Raw genomic sequence first — 18,068 nt, forward strand, 5'->3', positions numbered from 1 at the left:
GAAAGTAGAGCAGCAAACTAACAACATTTTTCCGCGAAGCCTGTTATCTTGCAGCGAAAATTCAGCTTAAAATTTGATCATCATGGAGTGGATTACTGCAAAAGAATACGAAGATATCACCTATAAAAAGTGCAATGGCGTAGCACGAATTGCTTTTAACCGACCTGAAGTAAGAAATGCTTTTCGTCCAAAAACAACCTCTGAGCTTTACGACGCATTTTATGATGCGCAAGAAGACACCTCAATTGGAGTTGTTCTGTTAAGTGGCGAGGGACCTTCTCCTAAAGATGGGGGTTGGGCCTTCTGTTCAGGAGGAGATCAAAAAGCGAGAGGAAATCAAGGATATGTAGGAGAAGATGGATACCATCGATTGAATATTTTAGAGGTTCAGAGGCTGATCCGATTTATGCCAAAAGTAGTCATTGCAGTGGTACCGGGATGGGCTGTAGGTGGAGGTCATAGTTTGCATGTGGTTTGCGATTTGACCTTAGCTAGTAAGGAACATGCCATTTTCAAGCAGACTGATGCAGATGTAACCAGTTTTGATGGAGGATACGGGTCTGCCTATTTGGCTAAAATGGTAGGCCAAAAGAAAGCGAGAGAGATCTTCTTCTTAGGAAGAAACTACTCAGCACAAGAAGCTTTTGAAATGGGAATGGTCAATGCCGTGATTCCTCATGAGGAGTTAGAAGCGACAGCTTATGAGTGGGCTCAAGAAATATTGGAAAAATCTCCAACCTCTATAAAAATGTTGAAATTCGCTATGAATTTGACAGATGATGGAATGGTGGGGCAACAGGTGTTTGCTGGTGAAGCCACTCGATTGGCTTACGGTACAGAGGAAGCGAAAGAGGGTAGAAATGCGTTTTTGGAAAAGCGAAAGCCTAATTTCGGTTCTAATAAATGGATTCCATAAGTTAAAAGAAAAGGTTTTGATCTTACAAAATTGCCTCAAAACAAGGTTGGATTCACCCTTGTTTTGAGGCTTTTTCTTTTGTTATTGAATGGATTGATAGACCATTTGTCTCATTTTATCTCCCCAATAATTACTATACGGATTCATTTGGGTCATAAAAATAGAAATTAGATCTTCTTTAGGATCAATAAAGAAGAAAGTACAATACGCTCCACTCCAAAAGTACTGGCCAACTGAACCCAATTTCTTGGCATCTGCTAGATCTTCCAATACTGCAAACCCAAACCCGAACCCATGCCCCGCTCCGTTATATAAACCATCTGCCTGATCCATGGTCATCAACTCTATTGTTTTTGGACTTAGGAATTGAATTCCATTGGATTCACCATCATTCAAAAGCATTCGGGTGAACTTTAAATAATCTTCAGTAGTGGAAAACAAACCATGTGTTCCTCCATATACTGTATTCCCTGAGGTAGGAGTTTGGTTTTTCTGCTTGATCAAATTCCCATTTTCATCAATCGTATGAACCTGAACCATTCTGTCTTGTTGCTCTTCATTCAGATTATACCCTGTGTTTTTCATTCCCAAAGGGTCAAAAAGTCGCTGTTGAAGGAAATCTGCAGTGGTCATTCCAGAAAAAGTTTCAATTAACAAGGAAAGCACATCCGGAGAAGCAGAATAATACCATTGTTCTCCTGGTTCACCGATCAAAGGTAAGCTTGCAAGTGTTCTTACTCTGCTTTCAATGGTTTCTTGAGGAGACCTATACAAAGCCTCTCCAATTTCCTCCTCTAACTTTCCTCCTGCAATTCCATGCGAAAAACCGGCAGTATGACTCAAAAGTTGTGCGATGGTAATTTTGTTTTTTGCAATCCTGGTTCCTCCTGCAATTCCTAGGCTTGGATTATTGGCAATTTTAAAGTCTTTAAACCATGGAAGATATTTTTCAACAGGGTCGTTCAATTGAAAATACCCTTCTTCATAAAGCATCATGATGCCCGTAGTAATGATGGGCTTACTCATGGATTGGATGAAAAATAGTTGATTTTTGAGCATTGGCTCATTTGAATTGACATCGCTTACCCCATAAGCTTTATGTTGGATCACTTCCCCATTTTTATAGATTAGTGTGACGGCTCCAGGGATTTTTTCTTGATCGATATGTTGATCGATCATATTTTCATACCTGGCTAAGCGGTCTAAAGAAATTAGGCTTTGTTCCTGTAAAACTGATTGGGCAAATACTCCGTAGCTAAGTAAAAAAAGAATTAAAGCAGATGGAAAAAGTTTAGTTTTAAGCATGTTGGGTCGGGTTATTGTTTGCTGAAACTGTGATTTCAAAGTTAAGGTAATGAATTGAAATTGATTAAAATCTAAAAAGCCCTTTCAAGAGGAATGAAAGGGCTTTTTAGACTTATTTTAATATAAGAGTATTAGATCTCAATTTTCACACCTAGCACCTTCAAGAACTCCCTGATCCACGCGGCATGTCCAGGCCAAGCTGGAGATGTGACTAGGTTCCCATCCACATAGGCATCAGTAGCAGGAATTTCTTGAAACTCACCTCCTGCTATGGTTACTTCAGGACCTACAGCTGGGTAAGCGGTAAGTTTTCGCCCTTTAACAACCCCTGCTGCAGTTAATATTTGTATCCCATGGCAAATTGCAGCCACTGGCTTATTGGATTCAAAGAAATGTCTGACTATTTCCAAAACTTTGGCATTTAATCGTAGATATTCTGGAGCCCTTCCACCTGCAATGGCAATTCCAGCATAATCTTCTGGTTTCACTTCATCAAAAGTGTAATTCAAGGTAAAATTGTGACCTGGCTTTTCAGTGTATGTCTGATCTCCTTCAAAATCATGAATCGCAGTCTTGATGGTTTCCCCTTTTTTCTTTCCAGGGCAGACAGCGTGTACTTCAAATCCTACCATTTCCAGCATTTGGAAAGGAACCATGGTTTCATAATCTTCTGCAAAATCTCCTGTTAGGAATAAGATCTTTTTCATCTTTTTTCTGGTTTAGTTTAAAAATTTGGTTTCTGTTTATACAACGGAAATAGACTAAAAAACATTCTTGGATAACAGTTAATTCTTTGCATTTTCATAGTAAATTTTAATAAATAGTCTATGAATCATTTTGAGAGTACGTATGAGGCTCCTGATGGAGTAAAACTTTACTTGCAGGCATGGATGCCGGATCAACCGAAGGCTTCTCTGTTATTGATTCATGGACTAGGGGAGCATAGTGGTCGGTACACAGCGTTGGCAGAAACCCTGGTTTCTATAGGGGTTTCTGTTTTCTCTTTTGATGGAAGAGGTCATGGCAAGTCTGCCCCAAATGAACCAGACGCATATTTTGAATCGTATTTAAGTTATCTAGAGGATATTCATGTGCTGTTTGAAAAAGCAAAAAACTACCAGGCCTCTCTCCCCATTTTTCTTTATGGCCATAGTATGGGAGGAGGCTTTGCAGCAGCCTATGTATTGAAATATAACCCCGAATTAAACGGTGTGATTTTAAGTAGTCCTGCCATTATGGAGGACCCCAAAACGCCCAAAATACTGAAGTCTATTTCTGGACTAATCAGTAAATTTTTACCTAGGCTGAAGGCTTTAAAACTTGACCCCAAAGGAATTTCCAAATTGAAAAAGGAAGTTCAAAGATACTTAGATGACCCGCTTATTTACAAAGATGCTTACCCAGCCCGTACAGCTGCTGAAGTATTCAATATGATGAAATACATTCAAGAGCATGTAGTTGAATTTGATCAATCTGTTCTTTTACTACATGGGACCAGTGATACCTTGACCAATCCGGAGGGATCTAAACTCCTTTTTGAAAAATCTAATTCTATTGATAAGACACTCAAGTTGATTCCTGGAGGGTACCATGAATTGATCAATGATACCGATAGCGAGTTGGTTCTGGAATTAATTAAGAATTGGCTAAAAGATAAACTTTAAGTTATCGGAATTCCCAATAGGTACAAAACCTAAGTAGGACCGGAATTAATCCTTCCCACTTCCCAATGGAATTGCTCTTGATTGTTTAATTGCTCAATCAAGCGGTTCATTTCCTCCTCGGAGTAGGTTCGAGGCAGGACGCCATTCCATCCTACCAAACGGATAAACACACTATTGGATCAAATAAGTAAAAAGTGGTCTTCCTAAATTAAAAGGCCTAATGAAAGGGGTGGTCAGTAATACGGTAATAGGGGGAGAAGGACATAGCTAATAAGCATGGGAAAGATCTTTCTTGACCTTCTGCTATAAAGGGTGTTTGTTGAGAGGTCACCTCATTTTCCAGGTTTTGAATGGCATCTTTGGGCGACAATGATGAAGAGACAGGAATTGAGTTCGTAACCCTGTATACATTTTGGAGACTGCACTGGCATCAATTGACTTAGTTGAAAATTCGATATTGGAGGATTGGGAGGCAGTATATTCAAACGCCTTTAGGTTTGGAAAATAATCTGGAAGAAGAATAGTGAATTCAGGATGTTTTAAAATCAAATCCTTATTCAAGGATAGAATTCCATCACCATTTCCGGAAGCCAAATCAATGACTTGATTCGTTCCTGAAGATTGAAGACCTTTTTCAATCTACCGAATCAGGGGTACAAATATGTTTGTTTTGTTTAACTATAAGTGTGGGAAATCAGTACCATAAATTCGTGGAAATCCCGGAAACCAAAGTAGGTCCTCAAATTCGAAAAGATGAATTCAATTCATGGGAGCGTGAGTGGATTCTTATTTAATTTAGCCAATTCTAAATGAAACCTTTGGAGAATATCTACACGCATGGGTAGCAGCTGCCAACTTAAATTCCGGGGGCATTTGGGAACATTAAGCTTTTGTAGTATTCCAAATCTCCTTCTGGTTGCTCTATATCACTTGGGAATGGCCTTTTGGAAAAGGTTTGAAAATAAAGTAAACAAGCATTTCTCCACCATTCCGCTTCTTCCTCTTGAATGTTTAGCAATTGCCGGACATGCTCAAACTCCTCAGAATCAAGTTCAGGTTTTAAACTGGCCCAAGTATGTTGCATAGTCCTCACTTTCTTAACCCCTCGGTCATAATGATAGGCAATTCCCTCCCATAAGGTATGTCCATCCTTTAATTTAAAGTCCCAAGGTAAGTGGTGGAACCAAAGTAGGTACTTTTCAGGTATTTGATTTGGCTCTGACCAAGCATCCTTAATTTCCGGGGCATATTGGCTCAATGCATCACTTCCTGTGCTAGTCCTGTCAAACCCGATACCCAAACTGTCAGCCTGGTGATAATAAGGAGCTGTCCAATCAGCACGACCTCCCATCACCCAAGGACCTGGTCCATAATGATGACTTCTTCCCATGATATGATGGAGACCAAGTGGAGTCATATAATCTACAGCTGCCTCATGTGATTCCAGCATGATTTCCTCAATTTTGGATACGACTACCGAATTTTGACCGAAGGTCAATTTAATCCATTCATTGGCAATATCAGCCGAATTGGCATCAGGATTCCAAGCTAATTTTCCAAAAGCATACCAGTTGGCCTGGCCAAATAAGTGACCTGTCCAGTTTCTATCCGTACCGATATTGGATACCCCTGCCATCAACGTGACCTCTTGGTTGGTTTCATTGCCTTCCAAAAGGCTTGCAACGGTGGTAGTTGGGTTTGGTCTTAATATTTTAGTTTTTAGTACTTCTTCCCACATGGGGGCAAGGAAAACCAATTGGGTAGCTTGTCCCAGGTATTCTTGGGTGATCTGAAATTCCATTCCCACATTGGTTTGATTGATGGATCCGAAAAGTGGATGGAAGGGTTCCCGAGGTTGGAAGTCAATTGCTCCATTTTTTATCTGGATAATGACATTCTCCCTAAACTTTCCATCCAGGGGTTCAAATTCAAAATTGGCTTGCTTATGTCGGTCCTGATCCTCTTGAAACGAATACACGAAAGCTCTCCAGATCAGCAAACCTCCATGTGGAGCCAATGCCTCAGCTAGCATATTGGCACCTTCAGCATGGTTTCTTCCATATTCATGAGGGCCTGGTTGACCTTCTGAATTTGCCTTTACTAAAAAGCCTCCAAAGTCTGGTATGTAGGAATAGATTTCGGCCGTTTTTTCTTTCCAGAAATCGACTACTTGACCATTTAACGGATCAGCAGTTTCCAACCCTCCAATCTGAATGGGAGCAGAGAATCTTGCAGTCAGAAATACTTTGATTCCATAGGGTCTGAAAATGTCTGCAAGCACTTTCACTTTCTTCATGAAATCAGTAGTTAAGATCAAGGCATTCGCGTTTACATTGGTTAGGGAAACAGCATTAATTCCAATGGAGGCATTTGCTCGAGCATAGTCTATATACCTAGGATCTACATAACCGGGAAGTCTATGCCAGTCCCAAATCGAAAAGCCAGCATAGCCTCTTTCTACCGTTCTATCCAGATTATCCCAATGGTTTAACATTCGTACTTTAACTTTCGGGTTATCAGAATGAATTGAACTTTTATTGAAAGTATTACTTTGGACTGTTTTGATCCAATTGAAAGTCCCATATAGTACTCCTATGGGAGTATTTCCAATGATTGAAAAATAGCTTTTCCCATCAATTTCTACTGGGCCTGTCCAAAAGCCATCGTTACCGAGTGCCTTAATTTCGGCTTGTTGTTCCAAGGATAAAACCTGGGAAAATTCTTGCCGAGTACCTAAATAAAACTTAGCAGATAGCAACCTTTCCTGACTGAAAGTGGGACTGGTTCCAATCCATGATTCCGCTGCTAAATTCAGCTCTTTTTTGATTACTTCATAGGTAGGGTTTTCCCCGAAAAAATATACCCCCGAGAGAAATTCTGTAACATCATTTTGAAGGGTCGAGTTGGGCAGGGGCTGGTAGTCCAACCAAAGTTTATAGCCATCATTTCCGAAGGAAGAATAGCAATTGCCTAGCCAAAGGGAAACGAACAATAGGAGTAGGTTGATGGGTTTTTGCATAGTCTTAAAATTGGGGATTTCTATCCAAAAAGCAATTGTTATTTTAGGAATGAAAAGATACCGATATAAATCAATGTCTTACCTGACAATCCTTGTCAAATTGATGAAGAAACTACCAAAATAAGAAGTGCCTTCCTTATATTCGATTCTAACTTTTAGCCATGGATCAAAAACCATTCATTATCTATAAGTCTTCTGCGGGTTCAGGAAAAACCTATACGCTGACCCTGGAATACTTGAAATTAGCCCTTCAAAGTCCACATGCCTTCAAGCAAATCCTTGCTGTCACCTTTACAAATAAGGCGACACAGGAAATGAAAGAGCGGATATTGGAGGAATTGAATCGATTGAGATCAAAGGTAGATCCTCAAGAGAAAATGGATGCTGAGTTAATGAAAGCATTAAATGTGGATGAATCAGGGTTAAAGGTTTTGGCCCAACAAACGCTTACTGCCATTCTTCATGATTATGGCAGATTCTCTGTGAGTACCATCGATAGTTTTTTTCAGAAGGTAGTCAGGGCATTTGCCAGAGAGATTGATCTGAATGCCAAGTTTGATGTGGAAATGGATCAAGCTGCAGTACTGGATCGGGTGGTTGATCGGGTGGTAATGCTGGTGATGGAAGATGAGTTTCTTCATAAATGGTTGGTGGATTATGCCTACGAACAAATCCAAAATGGGAATTCATGGGATATCCGAAGAAACATACACGGATTAGGTCAACAGATTTTTCAAGAAGACTTCAAAAAGTTCGCACCGGAGATCAAAGAATTTTTAAAAGAAAAGGAAAACATCTCCTCGCTCCAGAAGATGGTCAGGGAGCGGAAATCCGAAATTGTTCAATTAGCCAAAGAGCTTGGGACTCATGCCAATTCGATACGGGTTTCCAATGGCTTGGAATGGACTGATTTTGCAGGCGGATCCCGGACCTTTGCAAAAGTTTTTAGCCAATTAGGAGATAAAAATCAACCTATTCCAAAATTGACTGATGCAACACTTGCTAAAATAGACCAACCTGATGGCTGGTTTTCGAAATCCAGTAAATGCATTGATCAGATTCAATCGGCATACGAACAAGGGCTTAACCAGATCCTAATTCAAATGGATGCTTTGACTTCCAGATGGAATACCTTGCAGGCAATAGCCAAAAACAGTTATGTCTATGGAGTTTTCAAAAACTTGTTGGATGAGTTAAGTCTGGTAAAAGATGAAGAGAACATCCTTCTCATATCGGATGCAAATGAGTTTCTCAAAGAAATTACAAAGGGGAATGACACCCCCTTCATCTATGAGAAAGTAGGCAACCAATACAAAAATTACCTCATTGATGAGTTTCAGGATACCTCCGGCTTCCAATGGGATAGCTTTAAACCTTTGTTGGAAAACTCCTTAGGACAACATCAAACCAATTTACTGGTAGGGGATGTGAAGCAATCCATTTATCGCTGGCGTGGGGGGGAGATGAAATTATTGCTCACTCAAGTAGAAGAGGAGATCGGAACCGACCGGATTGCTTTGAAAAATCTGGATACGAATTTCAGAAGCCTTCCTCTTATCATTCAATTTAACAACGAGGTATTCAAAGCGCTTCCTAAATCCATGGAGCAGGTCTTAACCGCTGATTATGGTGTAGGAAATCCCCAAATTCTGTCCCAGGCTTATGAAGATTCATTTCAGCATGTTTCTTCCAAAAAGATGAATTCAGACTTTAAGGGAAAAGTAAAATTGGAATTTATTGATCCCAAGAATGTGGAGGATGAAAGTAGTTTTGACGAATTGGTGTTGGATAAGCTACCTGATGTGGTCAAGGAGCTTCAAGATCATGGATATGAACTCAAAGACATTGCTTTTCTGGTAAGAAAAAAAAATCAGGGAGAGGCGATTGCAGACAAAATGATGGAATATGCTGCTGAAAACCCTGACTCATCATATGGTTTTGACGTGCTTTCTGATGAGTCCATGTTTCTTAATAAAGCTGCTTCAGTCAAAGCATTGGTTTCCGGCTTCCACTATTTACATAATCCTGCTGATCAAGTGCAATACAAAACCATGTGGTATCATCTGGCTTTGCTGAAAAATGAACTCATCTCGCATGAATTGTTTGCTTTGGATAAAATGCCTTCCTATTTGGATGATATGGAAAAAGCTTTTAAGGAGAAAGAAAAAACCATGCTTCAATTGCCTTTGATGGAAGCACTGGAGGAGTTGATTCAGGTTTTAGGACTTATGGAGCTTGGAAATGAAAAAGCTTATATTTCTGGGTTTAAGGAAGCAGTGTTTGATTTTACAGCAAATAACAGGGCTGATCTCAGTGGCTTCTTGGATTGGTGGGAGGATCAGCAATTAAAGCGTACCGTCAAAATTCCTGAAGGCCATAATGCGATGAGGATAATGACCATTCATAAGTCCAAAGGACTTCAGTTTAAAGTGGTACTCATGCCATTTTTGAAATGGACCATATTTGATACGAATAAAGGAAATGTGATTTGGTCGCCTTTTGAGGATAGAGAGAAGGGTTTATCGGCGATTATTCCTTTAAATCTGAATAATGAATTGGCCAACTCTGATTTCCGCGAGACTTATGCAGAGGAGGCTACCATGGCCTATTTAGATAGTTTGAATATGCTTTATGTGGCTTTGACGAGGGCTGAAGAAGTTTTTTATGGGTTTTCACCATTTAAAGAAACAATCAAATCCCAAAACTACATGGAAGTTCAATTGCAGCAATTGATTCAATTAGATGCTTCAGAGGAAGGGGGATTAAGCTTTAAAACTTATTTTGACCAAGAGTCAAAAGTGTTTGAATTAGGAGATTGGCCAGAAAGCCAAGTGAGGAAATTGGAACCCCATCAGGCGCCTGACCTTCGTTGGGCCTATAAAAATTGGGCTGAGGTATTAAAGCTGAAGAAGTATGCCGTGGATTTTTCATTAGAGGGCTTGGAACAGCGAAAGAAACAAAAATTTGGGTTACTAGTGCATGAAATTCTGGAACTTTCGATCAATCATCAATCCGCCTTGCAGCATCTTCAAAAGTTTTATTTCGAAGGCAGAATAAGCGAGGAAGAGAAGCGTATTGTCGAGCAGCAGTTGGGACATCTTTTCGCTGATCCTACTTTTGCCTCCTGGTTTAGTTCAGAAGGAGTATTACTTGCAGAACAAGGAATTTTACTTCCTGGAGGAAAGCAAAAACGGCCAGATCGGATCATTCTAAATGATCAAGAGGCATTGATTGTAGATTTTAAAACCGGCGAGAAGCAAAGCCGCTATGCAGAACAAGTGCGAGAGTATATGAATTTAGTGGCCAATTTGGCTAAAAGGCCTATCAAAGGATATTTATGTTATTTAGAGACTGGTTTAATTGAGGAAGTGTATGCATAGTTTTTTGAAAAACACAGCAAAAGAAATCCTCGAATCAGGGTTGGATTTGCAACATATTACCCTGGTATTGCCTAACCGGAGAGCGGGCTTATTTTTCACTAAACATTTGGGCGGCTTAATTCAGGAGCCTACTTGGATGCCAGAGGTAAAAACCATTGAGGAGCTATTTTATGAATTAGGAGGTGAAAGACCGGCAGATGACCTGACTTTGATCTTCGAATTGTATAAAGTTTATCAAGAACTTAATCCTGAGCCCGAAACCTTTGACCGCTTTTATTTCTGGGGAGAGATGATCTTGAAGGATTTTAATGATGTGGACCAATTTATGGCCGATGCCAGCAAATTATATCACCACTTATCTGAAATCAAAGAGATTGAGTCTGATCTGAGTTTTTTGAACGAAAGTCAAATCGAGCTGATTAAGCAATTTTGGTCTTCCTTTGTCAGACAGGATCGGGATCATCAGGAGAAGTTTTTGAAATTCTGGCAATTGTTGGGGCCGCTTTATTCTTCTTTTAAAGCCTCATTGGAAGTTTCCGGTTTAGCTTATTCAGGAATGATTTACAGGAAAGTGGCGGAATCACTGAGTAAAATTACTACTCCAAAAAAGAAGTTTCATTTTATAGGGTTCAATGCATTTACAGGAACTGAAGAAGCCTTGATCAAGTACTATATTACCGAATTTGATGCAAAGATTTATTGGGATATAGATGTCTACTATGTGGAGGATAAAGTCCAGGAGGCAGGTATGTTTTTTCGTGACTATCGAAAAGATTTGGTATTTGGTCCTACATTTCCTGAGGTAATACCTACTCATATTGAATATAGAAAAGCAGCAATTCATACCTATGCTACACCTCTAAAAATCAATCAGGCGAATCTGGTTGGAGCACTTTTGGAGAAAGTACCGGCAGGAGAATCTTGGGAAGAAACGGTGGTGATATTGCCAGATGAGCAAATGTTATTTCCAATACTTCATACACTTCCAGAGCAGGTAGACAAAGTGAATGTAACCATGGGGTACCCAGTAAAAAATGCTCCTGTGTATTCGTTTTTGGAAGCGGTATTGGAAATGCAGCGCTTTATTAAGGTAGAGGATGGACAGGTATTATTTTACCATTCAGCAGTCAAGAATTTGTTAAGCTCTGTGTACTTGAAAAGTGTAAACCCGGGGTTTGCCAAAAAACTGCTGGAGGATATGCAGTTGTTGAATCAAATTCATATCCCAGTAGATAGACTTGCCGAAGGAGGGAGTTTGTATCGGCTGATATTCCAAAAGCTGGAAAACGATAGTCTCTTTCCTTATCTGACCCAGTTAATGGAAGCCTTGGCTGATCAACTGCAGGAGGAGCCTTTGCAGCGATCCTACTTGTACCAATGTTTTAAACAATTGACCCGCTTAAAAGAAATTTTTGCTGGTCAGGATATTTTAAGCATCAATCGAGAGTTTTTTATTCGCCTGTTTCGTCAGGTATTTCGGGAAGTGAAGTTGCCTTTTGAAGGGGAGCCTCTTTTGGGATTACAGATCATGGGGGTGTTGGAGTCCAGGAATTTGGATTTCAAACGTGTTATCATTTGTAATATGAATGAGGATAGTTTTCCTCCAGCAGCGGGGTTAAATTCCATGATTCCATTCAATATCCGAAAAGCTTTTGGCTTGCCTGTACAGGAGCAGAATGATTCTATTTATGCCTACACTTTTTACCGATTACTTCATAGCGCAGAAGAGGTGCATATGATTTACACCACCGCCTCTGATCAAGGTAAAGCTGGAGAAAAGAGTCGATACATTCAACAAATGGCTGTTGAGCTAGGGAGGAAGATGGAGGAAGAGGTGATTTTTATTCCAATAGATCAAAAATCCCCAGAGGTTATTAGCATAGAGAAAGATGAAGAGGTATTAAATCTATTGGATAAATACCTCTTGGATGATCATGGTTTTTCCAAAACCGCATTTTCACCTTCTGCCTTAAGTGTTTTTTTGGATTGCAGGTTGAAATTCTATTTTCAGTATTTGGCAAATATTCAAGAGAAGCAAGAAGTCAGCGAGGAAATAGACGCAGCTGTATTTGGTAACCTGGCCCATCTAAGCATGGAGTTTTTGTATCAGGATTTCGCAATAAGGAAGAAGAGGACCGTGTTGGAGAAATCCGATTTTAAAGAGTTGAAAACCAATTGGGTTTTTCCTGCTATAGAAAAAGCGATCAGGAAATTTTACCACTTAGAAGGGGAGGCCAATACCAAGCTAAATGGGCAAATGGCAATTGCCCGTGATGTGCTACAGAAATATTTGCATCAAATTTTAAAAATTGATGAGGAATCAGCTCCATTTAAACTCGTTTCCCTTGAAAAGGAGAAAAAGTATGCTGCGGCTTTAACAATTGAAACGTATGCTGGAAATCAGAAAGTGGCACTTCGTGGGATTATAGATCGGGTAGATGAACATAATGGAACCATCCGCCTGATAGATTATAAATCAGGAAAAGACAATAAGAATTTTCCAGATGTCTCCTCTTTATTTGATCGAGATAATAAATCTCGGAATAAAGCAGCTATGCAAACCATGTTTTATGGATTAATTTATCAAGAGACGATGGCTGGAAATACTGCCCCATTGAAACCCGCGATTTTCAATCTTAGAGAAATGTTTAATGATGATTTTAATCCCTATTTGCAGCTTAAGGAAGGAAGAAAACCTGGCATAGAGGTAAATGATTATCGAGAGTTTGAGGAAGATTATAAGGCCGGGTTAAAATCCCTTTTGGAGGATATATATAATCCCAATCAATCCTTCGATCAAACCGATGACCTCAAAAAATGTGGATATTGTCCATACAAAGAGATTTGTGGTAGATAAATGCCTTCTGAACTATTAGAATAAGAGGCCTGCTCTGAAAACAAAACTTCTAAATAGGAAATCGTTTTCTGTGAAAGTACTAAATCCTGGAGGTAAAAGATCAGTAGGAATGGAAGGGGAGCCAGGAGGTAAAAAGGTTCCAACAAACTGAGAGATTTGTTGACGTTTATAAGCAAAACTCAACGTTAGAGCTGATTTCCCTTTTTTTGCGGGAAAACTAGCTCCGAAGGATGGACTAACTAAATAACCTCCTTCATACCAGCTTTTACTCCATTCATTTTCCTCTTTTTTCTCCAAAAGGGCTGATCCTCCGCCTATGTCCAATCCAGCAAATACATTCGGCTTTCCTGTTTTTCCCAAAAAGCCTCTCCATCCCAATGCCAATGGGATGATGGAGAGTTGATTGTATTGATCCAATCCAGTCGAAAACCCTATTACATGATTTTTGGTAATGCGGACTCCATGAAATGTGATAAAACTGACATCAATTCTATTTTCTTTACTGCCGTCCCATTGTTCCGATCCTTTACCATATAAAAAACCCAATTCGGTCTGATTAAAATAGGCTTTGTCCTGAGCGATACTGTTCAGGTAAAAAAATAAGGCACAGGATAGTAGAATTGTAGTTTTTAGGCTCATTTGCTTCAATAAACATTGACAGGGTTGCTTACTTGAATACAACTAAGTTTCCTCAATTTGGAGGGATTACTATAATCAAACTGACATACCCCATCTGGGCCAATCACAATCAAAGAATTGGGACCAGGAATTAAGTCAACTGATTTTTCTTTTTCCAAAAACTCCAACTGGTTTTGATCAATCGCCATCACATCACTTATATTGAAGCTTTTCAGTCCATGTACCCCTTCGGTTACATATAGGTATTCTCCTGCCAAGCCTAGGCCATGGGGGTTAAGCATAGCATAAGACTTTTTCAGTGTAGGATTGTATAGATCATTTATATCAATTACCTGAAGTTCATTAACCCCATTCCAGCAAGCTGTCCCATTTCTTAGTGTTACGAAAGCGTAGTCTTCATTGACCACAACCGGGTCACATGCCTGTACATGTTCGTAAACAGACATTCGGGTAGGGGAGCTAGGAGTGCTGGCATCATAGATATGCATTCCATTGTTAGAGCCTATGAATAGGATGTCCTTAAAAGGGAAAATAGTTTCTATCCCCCATCCAAGGTCAATGGGTTTCACAAATGTTGGATCTGCAGGTACTTCCACATCAAACACCCGCATCGTGGATTCATCTACTGCATATAAGTGCTGATTTAATAAGGTAAATCTGGCCATGGACCCGCCTGTTCCATAGCTTTGGGATGCTGCAGCATAATTAGCAGAAAAGCTCAAAGCATCACTCATTACCCATCCTCTTTCTACTTGCCAAGTAGCACTTTCAGTGGTTATGATAGTATCTTGAAAGGTGATTATTTCTCCGGTATCGTGACGGTATAGATGGTTAAAGACATCTTCCACTCGTTTTACTAATTGGATATGGTTTATGTCGCTGATGTCAAAGGCCAGTAAGTCCACATAATTATCCGCATAAAGGATTTTTCCATTGACAGCCATGTCTACATTGCCTGCGATTGGAATGAAACTGAGGTTGATTGGTCTGGATGGATCTTCATTGTCTAGAATATGAATTCCTTTAGTTGGTTCATTTATGAATAGGTAATCCTCATAGATATAAATTTTACCTGGATTATCTAAATCCTTGGCAGGTTCAATAGCAATCGTTCTTGCCCTTACATCGCTCATTTCCAAGTATACAGGCATCATGGTGCGATAGGTGTAGGTGCTAGTTACTTCATCATGACAGGATGAAAAAATAAGAACTGCTATAAAGAAAAGTAAGAGTTTAGGAGTATCGAGAGATTTCATACTTCAGTTAGTTAAGAAAACAAAAAGATATAATCCTGTGACGTAGCCAAACTATAATCTGCAACAAGTCAAGATGCTAATATTTTATAGAGGCAATATTTTCTAAAATCTTGAGTTAATTAATTTTCTTAGAAAAAATTAAATTAACTATTAATTTAGAATAAAAAGATAACAATCACATGAATAAGGCTTCGAACCTCTAGATGTTAAAGGATGAATTGAACTTTCAATGCAGGGATTAAATAATCTCTTTTGCTACTTTCATATGAAGTTCATTCATCATCATTAAAGCAGCCGAACCATACCATTCTTTCAGTTCCATTTTTAATACTCCTGCTTGAATGGAAGGGTCTGTCTCGGTGAGGGATTTGGCATCTTCTAAATCCTGCACATCAAAAATATAAAGACCTCTTAGGTCCTCATTCCCAAAAAATGGGCCTGCCATCACTAATTTTCCTTCTTCTGCCATTCTGGTGATATTAGCCATATGACCTTCTTGAAGCTTACTTCGCTCTTCTGTGGTGTACTCACTTACTCGGTCGCCTCTATAGAGGAAAGCGATGACATATTTTTTCATTCCATATTGATCGGCCCCTACTTCTTCGGCTAATTTGGGATCATAACTGGACTGGGCGTTAGAAAAACTAATTGAGCAAGCTAGTAAGGCGATAGAAAGGAGAAAGGTTTTCATATCAGTAGGGGATTAGTTGAGGATAAGACCAACAGTGTCTGCTTTAGTTCTTAATTTAAGCCATTCAGTCAATTTTTCAGTTTCAGAAGCATTAGGTTTCGAGGAAAACTCTGCATAGGCAACCAAAAGTGTGTCTGTTTTTTCATTTTCCAAGTCAGTGACCAATGACCTGTTTAAGGTGAATTTACGAAGCTTGGGATGATTGATCTTTGCTTCTTGTGCTATATCATTCCCAAGAAATCGTACTTCTCCATAATTCGCGACTTCACTTTCAAGCAAGGCGATGCGTTGATCCTTATCTTGAATGATTTGTTCATTTCGTTCATACAGATCTTTTAGGATATCCGAACGCAATAAATTCATATCTGTAATTCCCGCATTATTTTGATTGATCTTGATATCCGTATCCGTTAGTCCAAAGGTGATAGCTTTTTCTTTGATAAGCTCGATGGTTTCCTGGTCTATTTGATCTCCAATCAAACTTACCTGGATTGTTTTATTTGAACTGGAATAGGTGAAATTGGAATTAAGTACTTGCGTTCTAGGAAAAACCATTTCCTGGCCTACGAAAGTTTTTGCTTGTTCTTCCCAGATGGATCGGATGACAATCCCATATGCTAAATAGACACTTGGTACGATCGTAATAATGGTAAATATGGTAATGTAGGTTTGTACTCGTTTTTCTTTTTTATGATCTAAAAATTCCTTTTTAGGAAAATTCATAAACCGAACAATCAAATATGTGGAGAGACTTATAAAAACTGAATTGATAAAAAATAAATAAAAGGCACCGATGAAATAATAAAGATTCATGGTTGCTAAACCATATCCAGCAGTACAAAGGGGAGGCATTAATGCAGTGGCAATTGCCACCCCAGGTATTGCATTACTTTTCTCTTTTCGGGAACCTGCAATGATTCCAGCAAGCCCTCCAAACAGAGCAATTAGAACATCCCAAATGGTGGGTTCTGTTCGTGCCAAAAGTTCGGATTGGGCATCATCCAAAGGTGTGAAATTAAAGTAAATTGTGGAGGTTAAAATCGCGATAAAAACGGCAACTCCAAGATTCCTCATCGAACGTTTCAAAAGCTCAAAATCATTGATCCCAGCAGCCAGTCCAATTCCCATAATCGGACCCATCAATGGGGAGATCAACATGGCTCCGATGATCACTGCTGTGGAGTTTACATTGAGACCGATAGAGGCAACAAAAATCGCGAAAATCAGAATCCATAGATTGGCCCCTTTAAAATCCACGTTCTTTTTGATATAGTCAATGGTGGCTAGCTCATCCTCTTTGCCTTCATGTAAATCAAACCTGTTTTTCAAATAGAGTAGGGTTCGGATCAATTGATTTCGATTGCTTCTAGGGGCTTTTTCTTCTTCCATCTTAGGGGTAATTAATAGGCACCTAAATTAGTTAAAATAAGCCTTCGACAAGTTTTTGATGAGTAAAATAGTGTTGGTTTAGGGGAAGTGAGGAGGATATTTGTTGGTACACTTTATGCTTTATTAAATTGATTTTTTTAATCATTTGTATATTATAAATTGATTTAATTATAGGTAGTTAAAATATTGATTTATAATTAAATATGATTGAATTAGTCTAGGCATAATTTGGTTCAACTAAAAAAATTAGATTAGACTAAAAATTGATAACCCCTCATTTTTTAAAAATTACTTCTTGATCGGAATGGCAGATTGGAAAGCTTTGGAGTGTATTTGAAGACCTATATGGGAAAATCAAAATATTGGATTTGCATCAGGAATAATGATATTTGCAGATTCGGTTTCGCCCTGTAGTATCAACTATCAAAATATGAATAATACCATTTCCAAAAGAATTGCATCTATAGATGATGATAAAATTCAACATATTTTGGTCAAGAAAAGAATGCAGTTGATAGATCCCACTGTGGAGATATTTCCTTTTGATGATCCTGAAAATGCGTTGGAATGGCTTGAGAATAACTCCGTAGATTTAATATTTATGGACCTTAATTTTCCTGGCCTTTCCGGTTGGGATTTGCTCCAAAAAATCAGAGAAGTTTCCCAAGCTCCCGTGATCGTTTTGACAGGAAATATTGGGCCTTTTGAACGAGAGAAAATAGAGGCATTTCCCCAGGCAATCCGTCTGTTTGAAAAACCAATTTCCAGTGTTCAGGTGAATGATGTTTTCCAATATTTGAACTCCAAAAATTAGAGAAAAATTAAGCCCATTTATTTCAAAGAAAGGGAAGAAATGACCTAGAATAAGGAGATGGGAATCCTAAGTATATACACCGCTATTTTTTTGGCAGGAATTTTGAAATTACACGAGGTAATTGAAACTCTTACGTTG

12 protein-coding genes are annotated in these 18,068 nt (G+C 39.0%); 5 read left to right on the top strand and 7 right to left on the bottom strand.

From position 1 onward, the window contains the following. Nucleotides 1-82: 82 nt before the first annotated feature. Entirely contained in the window at nt 83-916 is an 834-nt protein-coding gene (locus JYB62_RS00715; protein ID WP_205643537.1) for a 1,4-dihydroxy-2-naphthoyl-CoA synthase, read from the top strand. Nucleotides 917-997: 81 nt separating this feature from the next. On the opposite strand, the gene JYB62_RS00720 is transcribed toward JYB62_RS00715, so the two are convergent. Both JYB62_RS00720 and JYB62_RS00725 read right to left on the bottom strand, forming a co-directional pair. Beyond that, nucleotides 998-2,221, bottom strand: a complete 1,224-nt coding sequence (locus tag JYB62_RS00720) for a serine hydrolase domain-containing protein (RefSeq protein ID WP_205643538.1) — start codon at nt 2,219-2,221, stop codon at nt 998-1,000. A 131-nt stretch (nt 2,222-2,352) separates the two neighbouring features. Further along, on the bottom strand, nt 2,353-2,928 hold the full coding sequence (locus JYB62_RS00725; protein WP_205643539.1) for a DJ-1/PfpI family protein: 576 nt from the start codon (nt 2,926-2,928) through the stop codon (nt 2,353-2,355). Between the two features lie 120 nt (nt 2,929-3,048). Between JYB62_RS00725 and JYB62_RS00730 the strand changes: the two genes are divergently transcribed. Continuing rightward, nucleotides 3,049-3,885: an alpha/beta hydrolase gene (locus tag JYB62_RS00730; protein ID WP_205643540.1), complete on the top strand. Its 837-nt coding sequence runs from the start codon at nt 3,049-3,051 to the stop codon at nt 3,883-3,885. An 856-nt stretch (nt 3,886-4,741) separates the two neighbouring features. On the opposite strand, the gene JYB62_RS00735 is transcribed toward JYB62_RS00730, so the two are convergent. Further along, nucleotides 4,742-6,904 (bottom strand): alpha-glucuronidase family glycosyl hydrolase, encoded by a 2,163-nt coding sequence (locus JYB62_RS00735; protein WP_205643541.1) that lies wholly within the window; start codon nt 6,902-6,904, stop codon nt 4,742-4,744. Nucleotides 6,905-7,065: 161 nt separating this feature from the next. Here JYB62_RS00735 and JYB62_RS00740 point away from each other — a divergent pair, with 161 nt between their 5' ends. Beyond that, a complete protein-coding gene (locus JYB62_RS00740; protein WP_205643542.1) occupies nt 7,066-10,284 on the top strand; it encodes a UvrD-helicase domain-containing protein in 3,219 nt (1,072 codons plus the stop codon). Beyond that, on the top strand, nt 10,277-13,141 hold the full coding sequence (locus JYB62_RS00745; protein WP_205643543.1) for a PD-(D/E)XK nuclease family protein: 2,865 nt from the start codon (nt 10,277-10,279) through the stop codon (nt 13,139-13,141). Before JYB62_RS00740 ends, JYB62_RS00745 begins: the two co-directional genes overlap by 8 nt. 15 nt (nt 13,142-13,156) lie before the next feature. Here JYB62_RS00745 and JYB62_RS00750 read toward each other — a convergent pair whose 3' ends face one another. From JYB62_RS00750 to JYB62_RS00765, 4 genes are all read right to left on the bottom strand, one after another. After that, nucleotides 13,157-13,780 carry a hypothetical protein gene (locus JYB62_RS00750; protein WP_205643544.1) on the bottom strand — a complete coding sequence of 208 codons (624 nt, stop codon included), beginning with the start codon at nt 13,778-13,780 and terminating at the stop codon, nt 13,157-13,159. Nucleotides 13,781-13,785: 5 nt separating this feature from the next. Then, nucleotides 13,786-15,036: an LVIVD repeat-containing protein gene (locus JYB62_RS00755; RefSeq protein WP_205643545.1), complete on the bottom strand. Its 1,251-nt coding sequence runs from the start codon at nt 15,034-15,036 to the stop codon at nt 13,786-13,788. 238 nt (nt 15,037-15,274) lie between these two features. After that, nucleotides 15,275-15,727 carry a YciI family protein gene (locus JYB62_RS00760; protein ID WP_205643546.1) on the bottom strand — a complete coding sequence of 151 codons (453 nt, stop codon included), beginning with the start codon at nt 15,725-15,727 and terminating at the stop codon, nt 15,275-15,277. Nucleotides 15,728-15,739: 12 nt separating this feature from the next. Beyond that, nucleotides 15,740-17,116, bottom strand: a complete 1,377-nt coding sequence (locus JYB62_RS00765) for a TIGR00341 family protein (RefSeq protein ID WP_205643547.1) — start codon at nt 17,114-17,116, stop codon at nt 15,740-15,742. Nucleotides 17,117-17,546: 430 nt separating this feature from the next. On the opposite strand from JYB62_RS00765, the gene JYB62_RS00770 reads away from it, so the two are divergent. Next, the gene (locus tag JYB62_RS00770; RefSeq protein ID WP_205643548.1) at nt 17,547-17,930 is read left to right on the top strand and encodes a response regulator; all 384 of its coding nucleotides are present in this window, start codon (nt 17,547-17,549) and stop codon (nt 17,928-17,930) included. Nucleotides 17,931-18,068: the final 138 nt, after the last annotated feature.

This window comes from Algoriphagus lutimaris (assembly GCF_017051705.1).
In the GTDB taxonomy this organism is placed as follows: Bacteria; Bacteroidota; Bacteroidia; order Cytophagales; family Cyclobacteriaceae; genus Algoriphagus; species Algoriphagus lutimaris.